Origin of the sequence: Streptomyces sp. NPDC007189, from assembly GCF_040703635.1 — a bacterium.
GTDB lineage: Bacteria > Actinomycetota > Actinomycetes > Streptomycetales > Streptomycetaceae > Streptomyces.
On sequence record NZ_JBEYEY010000011.1, the window covers coordinates 40159 to 56764 of the forward strand.

The 16606-nt window shown below is 71.9% G+C and carries 17 protein-coding genes; 7 read left to right on the forward strand and 10 right to left on the reverse strand.

Features of this window, described 5'->3' with window-relative positions; all coding sequences use genetic code 11:
• Positions 1 to 64: 64 nt before the first annotated feature.
• The 4 genes from AB0950_RS22400 to AB0950_RS22415 all read left to right on the forward strand — a co-directional run bounded on the left by AB0950_RS22400 (position 65) and on the right by AB0950_RS22415 (position 3553).
• Positions 65 to 718 carry a hypothetical protein gene (locus tag AB0950_RS22400; RefSeq protein ID WP_360573847.1) on the forward strand — a complete coding sequence of 218 codons (654 nt, stop codon included), beginning with the start codon at positions 65 to 67 and terminating at the stop codon, positions 716 to 718.
• Positions 715 to 1491 (forward strand): glycerophosphodiester phosphodiesterase, encoded by a 777-nt coding sequence (locus tag AB0950_RS22405; RefSeq protein ID WP_360573849.1) that lies wholly within the window; start codon positions 715 to 717, stop codon positions 1489 to 1491. The genes AB0950_RS22400 and AB0950_RS22405 overlap by 4 nt, the downstream gene beginning before the upstream one ends.
• 62 nt (positions 1492 to 1553) lie before the next feature.
• Positions 1554 to 2900: an MFS transporter gene (locus AB0950_RS22410; RefSeq protein ID WP_360157645.1), complete on the forward strand. Its 1347-nt coding sequence runs from the start codon at positions 1554 to 1556 to the stop codon at positions 2898 to 2900.
• A 278-nt stretch (positions 2901 to 3178) separates the two neighbouring features.
• A complete protein-coding gene (locus tag AB0950_RS22415) occupies positions 3179 to 3553 on the forward strand; it encodes an RNA polymerase-binding protein RbpA (protein WP_003977404.1) in 375 nt (124 codons plus the stop codon).
• Positions 3554 to 3677: 124 nt separating this feature from the next.
• Here the strand turns inward: AB0950_RS22415 and fxsA are convergent, their stop codons facing one another.
• From fxsA to AB0950_RS22435, 4 genes are all read right to left on the reverse strand, one after another.
• Complete coding sequence (fxsA, locus tag AB0950_RS22420; RefSeq protein ID WP_366779287.1) at positions 3678 to 4232, reverse strand: FxsA family membrane protein; 555 nt, start codon at positions 4230 to 4232, stop codon at positions 3678 to 3680.
• Between the two features lie 66 nt (positions 4233 to 4298).
• The gene (locus AB0950_RS22425) at positions 4299 to 5096 is read right to left on the reverse strand and encodes a polyprenol monophosphomannose synthase (RefSeq protein WP_361984773.1); all 798 of its coding nucleotides are present in this window, start codon (positions 5094 to 5096) and stop codon (positions 4299 to 4301) included.
• A gap of 537 nt (positions 5097 to 5633) precedes the next feature.
• Positions 5634 to 7238 carry an amidohydrolase gene (locus tag AB0950_RS22430; RefSeq protein ID WP_366779288.1) on the reverse strand — a complete coding sequence of 535 codons (1605 nt, stop codon included), beginning with the start codon at positions 7236 to 7238 and terminating at the stop codon, positions 5634 to 5636.
• A 69-nt stretch (positions 7239 to 7307) separates the two neighbouring features.
• Complete coding sequence (locus AB0950_RS22435; protein ID WP_018548954.1) at positions 7308 to 7748, reverse strand: Lrp/AsnC family transcriptional regulator; 441 nt, start codon at positions 7746 to 7748, stop codon at positions 7308 to 7310.
• Between the two features lie 245 nt (positions 7749 to 7993).
• On the opposite strand from AB0950_RS22435, the gene AB0950_RS22440 reads away from it, so the two are divergent.
• Together AB0950_RS22440 and AB0950_RS22445 are read left to right on the forward strand one after the other, a co-directional pair.
• On the forward strand, positions 7994 to 8428 hold the full coding sequence (locus AB0950_RS22440) for a hypothetical protein (protein ID WP_360157633.1): 435 nt from the start codon (positions 7994 to 7996) through the stop codon (positions 8426 to 8428).
• Positions 8429 to 8660: 232 nt separating this feature from the next.
• The gene (locus AB0950_RS22445) at positions 8661 to 8903 is read left to right on the forward strand and encodes a hypothetical protein (protein WP_360157630.1); all 243 of its coding nucleotides are present in this window, start codon (positions 8661 to 8663) and stop codon (positions 8901 to 8903) included.
• Here AB0950_RS22445 and AB0950_RS22450 read toward each other — a convergent pair.
• The 6 genes from AB0950_RS22450 to AB0950_RS22475 all read right to left on the reverse strand — a co-directional run bounded on the left by AB0950_RS22450 (position 8866) and on the right by AB0950_RS22475 (position 15376).
• Positions 8866 to 10038: an acyl-CoA dehydrogenase family protein gene (locus AB0950_RS22450; protein WP_366779289.1), complete on the reverse strand. Its 1173-nt coding sequence runs from the start codon at positions 10036 to 10038 to the stop codon at positions 8866 to 8868. The two genes, AB0950_RS22445 and AB0950_RS22450, sit on opposite strands and share 38 nt — an antisense overlap.
• 262 nt (positions 10039 to 10300) lie before the next feature.
• On the reverse strand, positions 10301 to 10960 hold the full coding sequence (locus AB0950_RS22455; protein ID WP_366779290.1) for a TetR/AcrR family transcriptional regulator: 660 nt from the start codon (positions 10958 to 10960) through the stop codon (positions 10301 to 10303).
• A gap of 75 nt (positions 10961 to 11035) precedes the next feature.
• A complete protein-coding gene (locus AB0950_RS22460; RefSeq protein WP_360573855.1) occupies positions 11036 to 11182 on the reverse strand; it encodes an SCO1431 family membrane protein in 147 nt (48 codons plus the stop codon).
• A gap of 54 nt (positions 11183 to 11236) precedes the next feature.
• Positions 11237 to 12598, reverse strand: a complete 1362-nt coding sequence (locus AB0950_RS22465; RefSeq protein ID WP_360157618.1) for a peptidase C39 family protein — start codon at positions 12596 to 12598, stop codon at positions 11237 to 11239.
• 227 nt (positions 12599 to 12825) lie between these two features.
• Positions 12826 to 14367, reverse strand: a complete 1542-nt coding sequence (locus tag AB0950_RS22470; protein WP_366779291.1) for an amino acid permease — start codon at positions 14365 to 14367, stop codon at positions 12826 to 12828.
• Positions 14368 to 14419: 52 nt separating this feature from the next.
• On the reverse strand, positions 14420 to 15376 hold the full coding sequence (locus AB0950_RS22475) for a hypothetical protein (RefSeq protein ID WP_366779292.1): 957 nt from the start codon (positions 15374 to 15376) through the stop codon (positions 14420 to 14422).
• Between the two features lie 275 nt (positions 15377 to 15651).
• On the opposite strand from AB0950_RS22475, the gene AB0950_RS22480 reads away from it, so the two are divergent.
• The gene (locus AB0950_RS22480) at positions 15652 to 16272 is read left to right on the forward strand and encodes a hypothetical protein (protein ID WP_366779350.1); all 621 of its coding nucleotides are present in this window, start codon (positions 15652 to 15654) and stop codon (positions 16270 to 16272) included.
• The last annotated feature ends 334 nt before the right edge of the window (positions 16273 to 16606 follow it).

Below are 16606 nucleotides of genomic sequence, written 5' to 3' on the forward strand. Positions count from 1 at the left end.
CGATTACTTCCAAGCCACAGAGTGACATGCACCAGGCCAACGCCACCACTCAGGGGGGTACGTCGTGTCCACTCCGCGCCGTCTCGGACGACGGTTGATCCAGCTGTACGCCGGGCTCGCGCTCTACGGCGCGAGTTCCGCCCTGCTCGTCGAGGCGGGCCTCGGCCTCGAACCCTGGAACGTGCTGCATCAGGGCCTCGCCGAGCTGACCGGGCTGACCATCGGCGTGGTGTCGATCGTCGTGGGGGCGGCGGTGCTGCTGCTGTGGATCCCGCTGCGCCAGCGCCCTGGGCTCGGCACGGTCTCGAACGTCTTCGTCGTCGGGCTCGCCATGGACGGCACGCTCGCGCTCGTCCCGGACCCGCACACGCTGACCGTGCGCGTCCCGCTGCTGCTCGCGGGGATCGTGCTGAACGGCGCGGCGACCGGCCTGTACATCGCGGCGAGCTTCGGTCCTGGCCCGCGCGACGGCCTGATGACGGGGCTGCACCGGCGTACCGGCCGCTCGATCCGCCTGCTGCGGACGGGTATCGAGGTGGCGGTGGTGCTCACCGGGTTCCTGCTGGGCGGGACCGTCGGCGTCGGCACCGTGTTGTACGCGGTGTCCATCGGCCCGCTGGCGCAGCTGTTCCTGCGGAGGTTCGCCGTCCACCCGGCACCGGGTCGCAGCACGGTCGTTGCCGGTACGACACCGCAAGGGGCGATACTGCGTTCGTGACCCTCACCAGCCCGCACCTGCGCCACCCCTACCTCGACCATCCCGGACCGATCGCCTTCGCCCACCGGGGCGGGGCGGCCGACGGGCTGGAGAACACCGTGGCGCAGTTCCGGCGGGCGGCCGAGATGGGCTACCGCTACATGGAGACCGACGTGCACGTCACGGCCGACGGCCGGCTCGTCGCCTTCCACGACGCGACGCTGGACCGCGTCACCGACGGCGCGGGCCGGATCGCGGACCTGCCGTGGGAGGAGGTGCGGCACGCGCGCGTGGCCGGCCGTGAACCGGTGCCGCTGTTCGAGGAGTTGCTGGAGACCTTCCCCGAGGTGCGCTGGAACGTCGACGTCAAGGCGGAGCCCGCCCTGCGCCCCACCCTCGACCTCGTCGAGCGCATGGGCGCCTGGGACCGGATCTGCGTCGGCTCGTTCTCGGAGGCGCGCGTGCTGCGGGCCCAGCGGCTGGCCGGGCCGCGGCTGGCCACCTCGTTCGGCACGCGCGGGGTGCTGAACCTGCGGCTGTGCTCCTGGGGGCTGCCGGCCGCCGTGCGCCGGTCCGCCGTCGCCGCGCAGGTGCCCGAGACCCAGTCGGGCGTCCCGGTGGTCGACCACCGCTTCGTCCGCGCCGCCCACGCGCGCGGGCTGCAGGTACACGTGTGGACGGTCAACGAACCTCAGCGCATGCACCGGCTCCTGGACCTGGGAGTCGATGGCATCATGACCGATCACATCGACACGTTGCGCAAGGTCATGGAGGACCGGGGCGTCTGGGTCTGACCGGCCGGCGCCCGGCCCGAGCCTTCGCGCCTGAGCAGGTGAGCGGGGAAGCGAGGGCAGGGGTGGGCACGGACACCGTGCGTGCGGAGGCGGCGGCCGACACCGCCGGCCTCCGGCGCGAGCAGCGCGGCTGGTACTTCTACGACTGGGCCTGCTCGGTCTATTCGACGAGCGTGGTGACGGTGTTCCTCGGGCCGTACCTGACGGCGGTCGCCGAGCGGGCCGCGGACGCCGACGGCTATGTGCATCCCCTGGGCGTCCCGGTGCGGGCGGGCTCCTTCTTCGCCTACTCGGTGTCGCTGTCGGTGATCCTCGCGGTCGTGGTGATGCCGCTCGTGGGCAGCCTGGCCGACCGTACGGGCCGCAAGAAACCGCTGCTCGCGGCGGCGGCGTACACCGGCGCGGCCGCGACCACGGGCATGTTCTTCCTCGACGGCGACCGGTATCTGCTCGGCGGGCTGCTCCTGGTGGTGGCGAACGCGGCGCAGTCCGTCGGGATGATGCTCTACAACTCCTATCTGCCGCAGATCGCCCCGCCCGAGGAGCGCGACGCGGTCTCCTCACGGGGCTGGGCCTTCGGCTACGCCGCGGGCTCCACGGTCCTGGTCGCCAACCTGGTCCTGTACTCGGCGCACGACTCCTTCGGCCTGACCGAGACGGCCGCGGTCCGGATCTGCCTGGCCTCGGCGGGCCTGTGGTGGGGCGCCTTCACGCTCGTACCGCTGCGCAGGCTGCGCGACCGGCACGCGCGCGTGGAGCGCTCGGCGGCGCCCGGATTCCGGCAGCTGGCGGCGACGGTCCGGGAGATGCGCCGGTATCCGCTGACGCTGTCCTTCCTGCTGGCGTACCTCGTCTACAACGACGGCATCCAGACGGTGATCACCCAGGCCTCCGTCTACGGCTCGCAGGAACTGGGGCTCGGCCAGTCGACGTTGATCACGGCCGTGCTGCTGGTGCAGGTGCTGGCGGTGGCCGGAGCGCTGGCGATGGGACGGCTGGCGAGGACGTACGGCGCGCAGCGGACGATCCTCGGCTCGCTGGTGGCGTGGACGGCCACCCTGGCCGCCGGCTACTTCCTGCCCGCGAAGGCCCCGGTGTTCTTCTTCGTCCTGGCCGCAGGGATCGGGCTGGTCCTCGGCGGCAGCCAGGCGCTGTCCCGGTCGCTGTTCTCCCATCTCGTGCCGCCCGGCAAGGAGGCGGAGTACTTCTCGGCGTACGAGCTGAGCGACCGCGGGATGAGCTGGCTGGGACCGCTGCTGTTCGGCATGACCTACCAGCTGACCGGAAGCTATCGGTCCGCGATCATCTCGCTGGTGGCGTTCTTCGTCATCGGTTTCGCGCTGCTGGCGCGGGTCCCGGTGCGGCGGGCGATCGGCGCCGCGGGCAATCCGGTTCCGGAGAAGATCTAGCGCCGATTTAGCGTTCAACACGAAAGGGCGGTAGTGTACGCCTTTGGCCTGCCAGGCGTACCGTTACTGCGCGTCAAAGGTGCCGAAACGCTGGGTGACATCTGCTAGCAGATGTGACAAACCGGGCGCCGGTGGGTACAACAAGGGGCGGCTACGACGGCGACGCATGACCCGGAACGGGACACGGAACGGGAATCTTTACCGCCGACCGGACGTTGACCGGATGACGACGACAGCGACACCTGTCCTGTGGGCGACAAGCCCGGGAGGCACGATTCATGAGTGAGCGAGCTCTTCGCGGTACGCGCCTCGTAGTGACCAGCTACGAGACGGACCGCGGTATCGACCTGGCTCCGCGCCAGGCCGTGGAGTACGCATGCGAGAAGGGGCACCGTTTCGAGATGCCCTTCTCGGTCGAGGCGGAGATCCCGCCGGAGTGGGAGTGCAAGGTCTGCGGAGCCCAGGCACTCCTCGTCGACGGCGACGGCCCTGAGGAGAAGAAGGCCAAGCCCGCGCGTACCCACTGGGACATGCTGATGGAGCGGCGCACCCGTGAGGAGCTCGAAGAGGTCCTCGAGGAGCGCCTGGCGGTTCTGCGCTCGGGAGCGATGAACATCGCGGTTCACCCCCGGGACAGCCGGAAGTCGGCGTAGTCCCTGCGGGGCTGGGCCGGGATACAGCGCATACGAAGACCGCGGGCGCCGTACGTGAATCGCGTACGGCGCCCGCGGTCTTCGTCTGTCCGGGGACCTGCTCAGCGGGACCTCCGGGACCTGCTCATCGGGACAGCGGCGGCCACTGCTGCTCGCCCGGCCCCGGCCGGTCCTCGCGGATGACCTCGCCCGGCACCACCTTGCCGTCGGGGCGGTGGATGCGGACCTGCTGGAAGGCGTCGCCGAGGCTGCCCGGGGCCGCCGTGCGCAGTCGCTTGTCCAGGGCGCTCTCGGTGTACCGGCTCACGGCCCGCTGCACCGGCGGCAGCAGCAGGAGCAGACCCGCAGCGTCCGACAGGACACCGGGGATCATCAGCAGCAGGCCGCCGAGCATCATCAGGCCGTTGCCGCCGCCGCGCTCCGGTGAACCGCCGCGCCGCAGCGCCTCGTTCAGGCTCTGGAAGGCGCGCCGGCCCGCCCGCCTGATGACCGCGGAGCCCGCCACCAGGCCCGCGACGAGCAGCAGGAACACGGCGAGCCCGCCGGCCACGCCCGCGATGAGGGTCAGCAGCCAGATCTCCAGCACCAGCCAGGCGGCGACCCCCAGCGGCAGATACCTGCGCAACCGGGAACGCCGGGGCCGGGCGGTGTACGGAGAGGTGGGAGCGCCAGTCGTCATGCTCCCCAGTGTGCCTGGCGGCGGCTCAGCGCGGGATAAGGGGTGAGCGGCCAGGCAGGCGCGACGCTACTGGGCGCTCTTGTTCTTGCCGGTCAGCCGGGCGAACCGGTCGCCCGCGCCCCAGGCGGTGACCCGCCACAGCGCCTCGACGAGGATGTCCTTGCTCATCTTGGAGTCGCCCAGCTCGCGCTCGACGAAGGTGATCGGGACCTCGACCACGTGGTAGCCGGCCTTGACCGCGCGGCGCGCCAGGTCGACCTGGAAGCAGTAGCCCTGCGAGGCGACCTGGTCCAGGCCGAGGCCCTCGAGGGTCTCGCGGCGGAAGGCGCGGTAGCCGCCGGTGATGTCGCGCAGCGGGAGATCGAGGGCGAGCCGGGAGTAGAGGCTGCCGCCCCGGGAGATGAACTCGCGGGACTTGGGCCAGTTCACCACGCGGCCGCCGGGCACCCAGCGCGAGCCGAGCACCAGGTCGGCGTTCTTCAGGGCGGTGAGCAGCCGGGGCAGCTCCTCGGGCTGGTGGGAGCCGTCGGCGTCCATCTCGACCAGTACGCCGTAGTCGCGCTCCATGCCCCAGCGGAAGCCCGCGAGGTAGGCGGCGCCGAGGCCCTCCTTGCCCTTGCGGTGCATCACCTGGACGTGGGCGTCGTCGGCGGCCAGTTCGTCGGCGAGCTTGCCGGTGCCGTCGGGGCTGTTGTCGTCCGCGATCAGCACGTGCGCCTCTGGGACGGCCTTGCGCACCCGGCCGACGATGGTCTTGATGTTCTCCGCCTCGTTGTAGGTCGGAATGATCACCAAGGCCGTGCCGAGCGGACCGAACTGCCTCCCCTGGGCCTTGGCCGCGAGGGTCCCGTCGCCGTCGTTCACTGCTGCCCCTTCTGGTCGTACGCAGGGGTCCACCATAGTGGCCGCCGTGTGGGAAGACGGCACACGTCGTTCGTATGGGGGTGTCGATTCCACAAGAGTGGGGTAAGAATGCGCTTTTCGGTACCCTCGCGGCCCCTGCGGATGGGGGCCCGGCGCCCTTCGGGCCGACCTGGGACCCGCTGGCTGCGGATCGACCGAAAGCCGTTGTCTACTGAGCGCACGGGCCCCACCCGGGTCACACCTTGCCGACCGGCCGAAGCGTTCCCTCGGCGGCGCGGGCGCTGAGCCTGGCTCCCAGTGGCGGTGCCCCGGTGCGGCACACCGTCCCTGACCCAGCGGCGCTGCGCCGAGTTGCGCGAACGCTCCCCGGTCGGGCGTCCGGTGGTGGACTCGGACGAACCTACCGGCCCCTGGCCGCCGACTGTCAACAGCCGTCTGACCTGGCAGAACGCGCGGGAGGCCGGGCTGGGCGGGGAGGATGCGCAGGTGGGGCGGCGGGGCGGCGCCGGCCGCTCGCCGCCGCGCCACCCCCGTAGATCACTCGCCCGGCCGTACGAAGACCGTCCGCCCGCCGACCACCGTGCGCAGACAGACCGGCAGGGCGCGGCCCGGGGTGAGATCGGGCAGGCCGGGCGTGCCGGAGCGCGGGTCGGTCGACCAGCGGGCCACCCGGTCGTCGGGGGCCTGGACGACCAGCTCGTCGGTGCGCCAGACCGCGTAGTCGGCGGGCGCGCCCGGCACCAGCACGCCCGCGTCGTCCCGGCCCACGGCGCGCCAGCCGCCGCGCGTGTGGGCGGTGAACGCGGCGCGGACGGAGACCCGGTGCTCGGGCGTGCGGTGGAAGGCGGCGGCGCGGACGGTGCCCCACGGGTCGAGCGGGGTGACCGGGCTGTCGGAGCCGAAGGCGAGCGGCACCCCGGCGCGCAGCAGGGCCGCGAAGGGGTTGAGGGTGCGGGCCCGTTCGGCGCCGAGACGGCGGGCGTACATGCCGTCGTCACCGCCCCACAGCGCGTCGAAGGCGGGCTGCACGGAGGCGATCAGGCCCAGCTCGGCGAAGCCGGCGATCGTCTCGGGGGTGAGCATCTCGGCGTGCTCGACGCGATGGCGGGCGGCCCGGATCCGGGCCAGGCCGAGCTTCTCGGCGGCGGCGCGCACGCCCGCCACGACGGCGGTCACGGCCGCGTCGCCGATGGCGTGGAACCCGGCCTGCAGTCCCGCCTCGGTGCAGGCGACGACGTGGTCCGCGACGGCGTCCGCGTCCAGGTAGGCGGTGCCGGTGTGGGCGGCGTCGGCGTACGGCTCGTGCAGACAGGCGGTGTGCGAGCCGAGGGCCCCGTCGGCGAAGAGGTCGCCGGCGGCGCCGGCCGCGCCCAGTTCCCGTGCCTTGTCGGCGTTCTGCTCGGCCCAGTAGCCGACGACCCGGGGGGCGGGTGTCTCGGCGGCGAGCTTGAGCAGGCCGGTGAAGTCGTCCTCGGAGGAGATCTGCGGTCCGCCGCACTCGTGCACCGAGCCGATGCCGAGCGAGGCCGCGTGGGCGAGCGCGGCGCGCTGGGCCTCGGCGCGCTGGGCGGGGGTGACGGCGGCGAGCGCGGCCTCCCGCACGGCGTGGTGGGCGTCGGCGGTCAACGGGCCGTCCGCCGGCGCGATGTTGGGCACCAGGTCGAGCAGTGCCGTGGTGACGACCGCCGAGTGCACGTCGATGCGGGAGAGGTACAGCGGCCGGCCGCCCGTGGCCTCGTCGAGTTCGGCGCGGGTCGGCGGGCGGCCGCCGGGCCAGCGGGCGGCGTCCCAGCCGTGGCCCAGCAGGACGCGGTCGTCCGGGCGGGCGGCGGCGAAGTCGCGCACCAGGGCGAGGGCCGTCTCCAGGGAGGGGGCGCCGGACAGGTCCAGGCCGGTCAGGGCGAGACCGGTGGCGGTGATGTGCACATGGGCGTCGGTGAAGGCGGGCGTGACGAGGGCGCCGTCGAGGTCGATCACCTCGTCCACGCCGTCGGCGAAGGCGTCGGCGGCGCCCTCGGAGCCGACCCAGGCGACATGGCCGCGTTCCACCACCATCGCCGTGGCGAAGGGGTCCGCGGGGCTGTGCACCTCGCCGCGGCGCAGCAGGACGGTCTTGGGGGGCTCGGCGGTGCTGTCACTCATGGCGACAGTTTCCCGCCCCGGCCGGCGCCCGCTGCACCCGGGGCACGCGCACGGCACGCCGTGCGGTGCTCAGATCCTGGGCGGCCGGGCCTCGTACGGCGTCGACAGGACCACCGTCGTGCGGGTCGACACCCCCGCCAGGCTGCGCAGCCGCGCCAGCAGCTCCTCCAGTTCGTGCGGGGTGGCCACCCGCACCTTGAGGATGTAGTTCTCGTCGCCCGCGACGCTGTGGCAGGCCTCGATCTCGGGGACGCCCGCGAGGCGGTCCGCGATGTCGTCGGGGGCGCTGGGGTCGAACGGTTTCACCGAGATGAACGCGGTGAGCGGCAGCCCGACGGCCTCGGGGTCGACCACCGCGGCGTAGCCGCGGATGACGCCACGCTGTTCCAGCCGGCGCACCCGCTGGTGCACGGCCGACGTGGACAGGCCCGTGGCCTTGCCCAGGTCTGTGTAGCTCATCCGCCCGTCCTTGACGAGCAGCTGCACGATCTGTCGGTCGAGCTCCTCCATGGCGCCAAAACCTACAGTGCGCCTGATCTCCTGGGATAGCCGAGAGCGCAGGTCATGGCCGCTTCGATACAAAAACCGGCGCGAACCGCCCACAGTACGCACCTGCACGCGGCATGTGACGAACGCCACACGCCACGGACGGCCTCCGAGATGTTCCCGTGATTACCGCCGAGGGCGGACGGGAAGTGCTTGCTGTGGTCGAGGCCGCAGCGCCGTTAACGGCCCAGCCTTAGGGGGAGAATCCCATGCAGAGTGTCCATCGCCCTGGTCGATCCGCGTCCAAGCGGCAGCAGCCGGTCGTCGAGCCCGAGCCGGAGGGCGTCGAACCCGACGCCTACGACGACGAACTGGACGCCTACGACACCTTCGAGATGTACCGGGTGATCTGCCCGGACTGCGCCCAGCCGATCGCGCTGCTGGCGGACGAGCAGGTCCTGCCGGAGCACGCGCTGTGCGCCTCGCCGTGGAACCCGTTCGGGCTCACGGTCTGCGCCGGTACGGGCCGGGCCGCGGCCGACGCCCGCCCCGCGGACGAGTCCGTCGAGCCGCAGGAGCAGGACACCGCCCTGCTGCTGACGCTCCCCCAGGGTCTGAACTGGCGGACGCAGCCCTTCTCGCACGTCGGCGGCCCGGGCTCGCGCCCGATGCGCGTGCCGGCGATGCGCCGCCAGGCCGCCTGAGCCGCCTTGCGCACCTGCCCCGCACCATGGCGCGCAGGCCGCCGTGGTGCGGGATCGGCGTGTCCGGGCCGCCGGGACAGTCGCCCCTCCCGATGTACGCCGGCCACGGAACCGGGCCTGCCCGCGGACGGCACGTCGGTGGGCCAGGCCGGAACCGGGAGTGGGCGCCGCTGAACTGACGCGCGATTCCGCCGGACGGTGACCTGCCCGGGGGCTCGGGCGTTGCCCAGGCATGACCCCCATGCACTCGGTCACCGGGCGTCAGCGCCGCATCTTCGTTCCGCGCCCGGCAGAATCGGTTCCGCCGCCCGTGCCGCAGGACCCGCCCATCTACCGCGATCTCATGCGCACGTGGGCCGACCGGGGCCGGACGCTGCCGGGCCGCCACGACCCGGAGTGGACCAGGCTGGCGGCCCCGACGGTCCTCGAGGGACAGTTCAGCGACCTTCGGGTCCCGCCACGTGACGGGCGATGACCATCCGCTGGATCTGGTTGGTGCCCTCGACGATCTGCAGCACCTTGGCCTCGCGCATGTAGCGCTCGGCCGGGAAGTCCGCGGTGTAGCCGTAGCCGCCGAGTATCTGCACGGCGTCCGTGGTGACCTTCATGGCCGTGTCGGTGCAGTGCAGCTTGGCCATGGCGGCCTGCTTGGCGAACGGCTTGCCGGCGTCGCGCAGCCGGGCCGCCGCGAGGTACAGGGCGCGGCCCGCCTCGATCTGGGTGGCCATGTCGGCGAGCATGAAGCGCAGGCCCTGGAAGTCGGCGATGGGGTGGCCGAACTGCCGGCGCTGGGTGGCGTAGGCGACCGCCTCGTCCAGTGCGGCCTGGGCGAGCCCGATCGCGCAGGCGGCGATGCCGAGCCGGCCGGAGTCGAGGGCGGACAGGGCGATGAAGAACCCCTGGCCCTCCTCGCCGATCCGGCGGTCGTCGCCGATCCGGACGCCGTCGAAGTGCACCTGCGCGGTGGGCGAGCCCTTCAGGCCCATCTTCTTCTCCGGCGCCGCACCGCTCACCCCGGGCGCGTCCCCCGGGACCAGGAAGGCGGTGATCCCGCGCGGGCCCTCCTCGCCGGTGCGGGCCATCACGGTGTAGAAGTCGGCGATGCCGCCGTGCGTGATCCAGGCCTTGGTGCCGTTGATCACCCAGTCGTCGCCGTCGCGCACGGCCTTCGTACGGAGCGAGGCCGCGTCGGAGCCGGAGGACGGCTCGGAGAGGCAGTAGGCGCCGAGCAGACCGCCGCCGAGCATGGCGGGCAGGTGCTCGACCTGCTGCTGCTTGGTGCCGTAGGTGGCGAGCGCGTAGGAGGCGAGCGTGTGCACGCTGACGCCCAGACCCACGGTGAGCCGGGCCATCGCCAGCTCCTCCAGGACCTGGAGGTAGACCTCGTACGGCTGGTCGCCGCCGCCGTGCTCGGAGTCGTACGGCAGGCCGAGCAGGCCCGACTCGGACAGCAGGGTGAAGACCTCGCGCGGGAAGCGTCCCGCGTCCTCCTCCTCGGCGGCCTTCGGCCTGATCTCGCGCTGGGCGATGTCCCGGACGAGGGCGAGCAGATCCCGCGCCTCCTCCGTCGGCAGCTGACGTTCCACCGGCTGCGGGTCGCGGTCGGACATGGCGACGGTCTCCTCCCTCTTTCGGGCACCGGCGGTGTGGCCCGTGGGGTGGGGGCGGCTCCGCCTGGTCGTTCCGGATCGCCGAAGGCGCCCTCTTCCGGGTCACGGAAGCGGCTGACCAGTGGCGTGCGCAGTGAGTATGCCCGATCAGCGACTTCACGTCACCAGTTAACGACCGCTTACTTCAAGAATCCAGCCGAGGGCTCCGAACAGGGCCGGAACCGACCGCGGAGTGGTCTGGACGTCTCCCCGCGCACGGCCCTCAGGCGTCGCGGCGGGCCGGCTCCGGCGCGCGGAGGGAGGGGGCCAGTTCCTCGACGGCGCGCAGGGCTCCGCCGAGCGTCTTCACCAGCAGTGCGCGCATGGTGTCGCGGGACAGCTCGGGGCGGTCGATCCAGTCCAGGGTCGCGCCCTCCACGCCGCACACCCAGGACAGCAGGCTCATCCGGGCCAGCGGCGGGATGTCGCCGCGGCCGTAGGCGCCCTCGGCGATGGTGGCGATGATCGCCTCGCGCACCCCGTCCCGGATGGCGTGCACCTCGGCGTCGAAGCCGACGCCGCCGCTGACGATGGTGCGGTAGGCCGCCTTGTGGTGCTCGGCGTAGCGCAGATAGCCGTCAACGGTGCGGTGGACGCGCTCCACGGCGGGCAGCTCCAGCCCGCTCGCGGCGAAGGCGACCAGGTCGGCGACGGAGTCCTGGACGATGGCCAGGTAGTAGCCGCGCTTGGACTGGAAGTAGTAGTAGATCAGCCCCTTGGCGACCTGGGCCTGGCGGGCGATGTCGTCCATGGACAGCGCGTCGTAGGACGTGTCGGCGAACAACTTCCGCCCGATGGCGATGAGTTCGGCGCGGCGCGCTGCCGAGCGCTCGGTGCCGCGCGTCCGGGGACGGACGAGGGCACGCTGATCCGGCGTATTCAAGGTCGGCCCTGCTCCAGGCGGTCGGCGGGACCTGAGCAGTATGTCAGAACATGCCGCACACGTGAGCGGGTCGCGTCAGAGCAGGCCGAGCCGGGTCACGAGCATCGCGACGACCGCCACGAGGATCCAGCCCATGACGTGCTCGAGGATCTGCGGGCCGTCGTCCTGGGGTCCGCCGGTGCGGGCGCGGGTGGCGGTGGCCGGGAGTGCGGTCGTGTCCATGTGGCCACCTTGCCACCCGCGACGGCGTTCGCGGCGATGAGCTTGCTCACACGGTCAGCGCACACCCACCGCGGCGAGCGCCTTGCGCTGGAGCGGGGTCGGGTGGGCCGGGAAGTAGAGGTAGCAGACTCCCCCGGTGCCCGAGGCGACGTTGCCGGAGGCGTTGTACCGCTTGGTGCGCAGCCAGATGTTCTCGAACTCCCGGCGCAGGTACACCCGTCGGACCGCGTCGTCGCTCGGCGAGGCGGGGTCGTTGGCGATCACGTCGCCGTCCGCGGTGAAGCCGATCACCGTCATCAGATGGCCGGAGGTGCCGTAACCCGCGCCGGTCAGCTCGGTCTTGAGGAACGACTGGGACGTTATGGCCGGGATGCCGGCGGCGATCAACGTCTCCAGGTCGGTGAGCGAGGCGAGCCGGGTGACCACGCCCTGGAGGCCCTCGAACGTGGCCGCGTAGGCGGCGTTGAACGGCCAGTTGCCGCAGCCCTCGTACTGGTAGTCGTAGGTGAAGCGGGCGGCGTTGTCCACCTGCGGGTCGGCGTACGCCGGGTCGACCCAGGACAGCTGCTCGGGAGTGAGCCGGCCGCCCCAGTACTCGATGATCATCGAGGAGGAGGTGGGGCTGCACCAGGCCTCGCCGCCGCCGTCGTACTGCGGGTACTGGCCCTTGTGGATCTCCTGCGAGTAGCGCGGGACGGCCAGTTCCTGGGCGAGGCCCGGGGTGGAGGCGGGCACGGTGAAGCGGTCGGGGATGTCGGAGCCCATGGCCCCGAGCCGCCACACGGTGGGGGTCAGGTGGGTGCCGGGCCTGCGGTAGAGGGTCAGGCGCAGCCGGTACGACGTCAGGCGCAGACCGGTGCTCGCGTCGTCGATGGCGAAGGTGTCGGTCCAGATGCTGCTCTTGCCGTCGCTCTGGCCGTCCACCGAGGTCCGCTTGATGTCCTGGTCGCCGGCCGCCCAGCGGCCCATCACGTACCAGGGGGTCTCGGCGCCGTCGGAGTAGGTGCCCTGCAGCTCCACCTGGAGCCAGGTGCCGTCGGGCGTCTGCGCGTTCCAGGAGGAGACGACCTCGGTGGCGGGCGCGGTGAGCCGGTGCACGGGAGACGTCCAGGTGGCGTAGTCCCAGGTGGCGGTGGTGCCGGTGTGCGGGTCGGTGTAGTCGGTGCGGCCGGCGGGGGCCCCGATCACGACGCCGGGGCGGGCGCCGGCGACGGCCCGGACGCCCTGGGCGGCGCCGAGGCGCCACTCGCGGTAGGTGGTCCAGGCGTGGTAGTCGATCGGGCGGGCCGGCGCGCCGCCCGTACCGGCGGCGGGTCGCCGCGCTGCGGCGGCAGCGGGGGCCGTGCCGCCGGCCACCGCCGCGGCGACGGCGGCGGTGAGGACGGTTCTGCGGGACGGCTGTTGGGCTCTGCTCATGGGCGCGATTACCCCCGGGTGTCCGGTGATCCGGTGCGGTTGTGCGCCAACTATGGAGCAGGCGGCAGGGGCCTGCCAGCACTTCGGCGCATGCCGCGCCACCAATATTGGTCTGGGCCGGTGAAAGCGCCTTCCGCAGCCGAGCCGTGCCGGTGCGGGCCGGGGTGGAGCGCGGCGGATCGGGCGGTCAGCCCCCGCGCCCGCACACCCGGACCCGAGCGGGTCGGTCAGACGAGGTCCATCGCCGCCACCTCGTCGGGGCGGCCGTAGCTGATCGGCCCCTGGAAGCGGCGGCGGGCCGTGGCGAACCACCACACCGTCGCCACGAGCAGGACGACGGCGAGCGCGATCGGCGCGTAGTTGAAGGAGTCGACGGTGATCGGCGACGCCTGCGGCAGCATGAACAGGACGCTGCTGAGCACGATCCAGACCACCGCCAGCCAGCCGACGGGCCGCCCCCAGCGCCCCAGGTGCCACGGCCCCGGCTGGAACGCGTCACCGAGCCGCAGCCGCAGGAAGATCGGCACCGCGTAGGCGAGGAAGAGACCGACCACGTTGACGCTGACGATGGCGGTGAACGCGGTGTGGGACCACCAGCCGGGCACGACCAGCGCCAGCGAACAGGCGACCGCGAGCCACACCGCCTTCACGGGGGTGCGGGTGCGCGGCGAGACCGAGTGCCACCAGCGGGAGCCCGGCATGGCGCCGTCGCGGGAGAAGGCGAAGATCTGCCGGGTGTTGCTGGTGAGGTTGGCGAGCCCGCAGAAGAGCATCGCGCCGATGACGATGAGGAGCATGACCTTGGCGGCGCCGAGCCCGAGTCCGTCGATGAGGATCTGGACGGGAGGCGCGTCGGCGCTCGACTGTTTGGCGTAGTCACCAATGCTGTAGACCAGTGCGAGCATCAGGATCAGGCCGGTGATCGCGGAATAGCCGATGGCGCGGGTGATCCCCTTCGGCGCGTTCACCGTGGCGTGCACGGTTTCCTCGGACATGTGGAAGCTGCCGTCGAACCCGGTGAACGTCCAGCTGGTGACCAGCAGGCCGAGCATGCCGCCGTAAAGGCCGCTCGTGAAGCCGGTGTTGTTCTCGAAATGCGTCACGAAGGACACCGGCTGATGATGATCGGGCATCACTATCAGTGCCCCCACGATCACCACGAGTCCGATCAGCAGCCACCACACGGAAATACGGTTCAGTACGGCGACGAGCTGCACCGTGTAGGTGTTGGCGAGCCCCTGCACGACGATGATCAGGGCCGTGATCAGCACCGTCTGGTGCGCGGTCGGCTGGTAGGAGGGCCACTGCAGGTGCAGGAACGCCTGGATGAAGGTGGCGGCCGCATAGCCGGTGGCGGCGGTGCCGCCGATCTGGCCCACGAAGTTCAGCCAGCCGGTGAACCAGGACCAGGCGCCCTTGTGCCGCTTCGCGAGTTTGCCGGCGGAGAAATACAGGGCGCCGCTCGTCGGATAGGCCGAGGCGACTTCCGCCATGGACGCGCCGATGAGCAGGACCATGACGCAGACGCCGATCCAGCCGAACACGAGAATGCGGGGGCCGCCCGCGTTCATACCGAATCCGAAGGACGAGAAAATACCCGAGAGGATATTGATGATGGTGAAGGAGATCGCGAAATTGTCGAATGCCTGGAAACGCCGGGTGAGTTTTCGCGGATAACCCATCGCATGCAGGGTCGCGTCGTCGTCGAGTACGACCGGGTCCGCGCCCGCGCGAGCCTGCGCCCGCGGCTTCGATGTCCGTTCCGACACAGATAGGCCTTTCTCTGAGTGAATCCGGGGGAAGGGGCGGAGCAGATGCGGCTCAGTCGGGCCGCGGCACGGGCAGGCCGCAGGCACGCCGGGCCCGGGAGAGCTGCTCGGCGGGGTCGCCGAAGGCGCTCCAGGGCATGCGGGAGGCGTACGGGCCCATCGCCGTGAGCACCGCCCGGGCCTCGAACACGCACTGGGCCATGACCAGGGCGTGTGCGAGGTAGGCCAGGTCGAGCACCGGGGTGAAGCGGTAACCGGCCACCGCGGGCAGCCAGTTCTGGTAGATCGCCAGCGCGGTGGAGCGCCACTGCGGCTGTTCCCAGACGCGGTCGGCGAGCAGCTGGGTGGGGTTGTAGCTCTCCACCAGGGCCACCAGGGGCAGCACCCGCAGGGCGGAGTCGGCGGGCGCCCGCTGGCTGAGGAAGGCGGCCACGTCCCAGGCCGCGTTGACCGAGCCGCCGTGTCGCGTGAAGAAGAAGGACAGGAAGCGGTGGTGGCCCTCGCGGTGCCAGGGGTCCAGCGACAGGACGTGCGCGAACAGCCGCCAGGGGCCGGACGGCGAGGTGAGCAGGCCGTGCGGGGCCGGATCGCGCGGCCGGTGCAGCCGGGCCATGGCGAGCCTGGCGACCCAGGGTGTGGGGTCCTTGGGAGCCATGGCGGCGGCCCGGTCGCAGGCGGTCAGCGCGATCCGCTCCAGCGCCTCGGCGCGCTCGTCGTGCGCGTCGGCGGCCCGCAGCGCGCGCTGCACCGCGACCCTGGCCCACATCAGCGCGGACTCGGGCGTCGGCTCCTCGGCGAGCCAGCGCTCGACGAGATCGGTGCCGGCCGCCTCGGAGGCGAGGACCAGCGAGCGGTGGGCGCGCAGGGCGAAGTCGGAACGCGTCTCGGCGAGCGCTTCGTAGGCGCAGCGATAACGCCCGGCGCGCACATCGACGCACGCGCTCGCGAGGACGCGGTCGTCGGCCGCCGGGTGCCACACATAGTGCCCTTCGAATAACTCCGCGGCCATCTCCCCCTGCCAGTCCCCGTGGTCGGTCGTGCTGGAGGCACCTTACTCAGTGGCGGGCACACCCGGAACGGGTGATTCGACATATCGGTCAGGGGTTTCGTGAATGTTTATCCGAGCCCAATGACCGGCCGGCCGCCGATGATTCAAAACGTGACTTTTTCGGTTCCGCGCGGTTGCGGCCGTACGGCGGCAAAGGGTCACACCGGGCCTCTATACGGCACTACTACACTGTTTCCGGACAACCGCCCGCATCGACCCGCACCGGGGGAACCGTCATTCGCGAACTCGCCGCCCGGCTGCGCGGGCTGCCTCCCTCCGTCGGGCCGGTCCGGCTGGTCGGCGTCGACGGGCACGCCGGTTCGGGGAAGTCCACCTTCGCCGGGCAGGTGGCCGCCGCGCTCGGCGGGGCTCCGGTGCTGCACCTCGACGACATCGCCAGTCACGAGCAGCTCTTCGAGTGGACCGGCCGGCTGATGACCCAGGTGATCGAGCCGCTCGCCCGCGGCGAGAGCGCCTCCTACACGCCCTACGACTGGCGGGCCCGCAGCTTCGGCGCGCCGCGCCCGCTGCCGGCCGCGCCCGTGGTCCTCGTCGAGGGCGTCGGCGCGGGCCGCCGGGCGCTGCGGCCGTATCTGGCCCTGCTGCTGTGGATGGAGGTGCCCCGGGAGGAGTCCTGGATGCGCGGCCGGCTGCGGGACGGGCCGGAGCAGCGCGAGTTCTGGAAGGGCTGGGTCGCGGCGGAGCGCGCGCACTTCGCCCGGGACCCCTCACGCCCCCATGCCGATCTTCTGGTGCTGCAGACACAGAAGGGATATGAGGTGCTTCCGGGGCCTGGGTCAACGACTGGACCGGACCAAGATGTGACCCACAGTGATGGACCGTCCGCGTTGTGGTGAACCCGTGAAGACCCTTGCGGGGGAACTTCCGCCAGTGTCCCAACTCGGCTTGACCCGGGGGCCGTACAGGTCTTACGTTCTCAATGAGCGGTGATGCGAAGCCGCCACAGACGCGAAGCCCCCGGTTGTTCCCCCGTGATCGGGGGCTTCGTTCTGTCCGCTTCACCCCTTCCCCGGCCCCGCGCGCTCCGATCCGCTCACCGACGGTCACCGAGCCCTGTGCGCCCCGTCTGCTCCCACCTCGTCGAACGGCCTGTGCGGCACCCTTCGGCACGCGGTCTCCGCGCGGGTACGATGCCCTCGGTGCGACCTTCGAGGCTGCCTCGCGCACTGG

What these genes read in the sequence shown, in the direction of transcription:
- AB0950_RS22415 (WP_003977404.1), top strand. Translation starts at nt 3,179, where the DNA reads ATGAGTGAGCGAGCTCTTCGCGGTACGCGCCTCGTAGTGACCAGCTAC.
- fxsA (WP_366779287.1), bottom strand. Translation starts at nt 4,232, where the DNA reads ATGACGACTGGCGCTCCCACCTCTCCGTACACCGCCCGGCCCCGGCGT.
- AB0950_RS22430 (WP_366779288.1), bottom strand. Translation starts at nt 7,238, where the DNA reads ATGAGTGACAGCACCGCCGAGCCCCCCAAGACCGTCCTGCTGCGCCGC.
- AB0950_RS22435 (WP_018548954.1), bottom strand. Translation starts at nt 7,748, where the DNA reads ATGGAGGAGCTCGACCGACAGATCGTGCAGCTGCTCGTCAAGGACGGG.
- AB0950_RS22440 (WP_360157633.1), top strand. Translation starts at nt 7,994, where the DNA reads ATGCAGAGTGTCCATCGCCCTGGTCGATCCGCGTCCAAGCGGCAGCAG.
- AB0950_RS22445 (WP_360157630.1), top strand. Translation starts at nt 8,661, where the DNA reads ATGACCCCCATGCACTCGGTCACCGGGCGTCAGCGCCGCATCTTCGTT.
- AB0950_RS22450 (WP_366779289.1), bottom strand. Translation starts at nt 10,038, where the DNA reads ATGTCCGACCGCGACCCGCAGCCGGTGGAACGTCAGCTGCCGACGGAG.
- AB0950_RS22460 (WP_360573855.1), bottom strand. Translation starts at nt 11,182, where the DNA reads ATGGACACGACCGCACTCCCGGCCACCGCCACCCGCGCCCGCACCGGC.
- AB0950_RS22465 (WP_360157618.1), bottom strand. Translation starts at nt 12,598, where the DNA reads ATGAGCAGAGCCCAACAGCCGTCCCGCAGAACCGTCCTCACCGCCGCC.
- AB0950_RS22475 (WP_366779292.1), bottom strand. Translation starts at nt 15,376, where the DNA reads ATGGCCGCGGAGTTATTCGAAGGGCACTATGTGTGGCACCCGGCGGCC.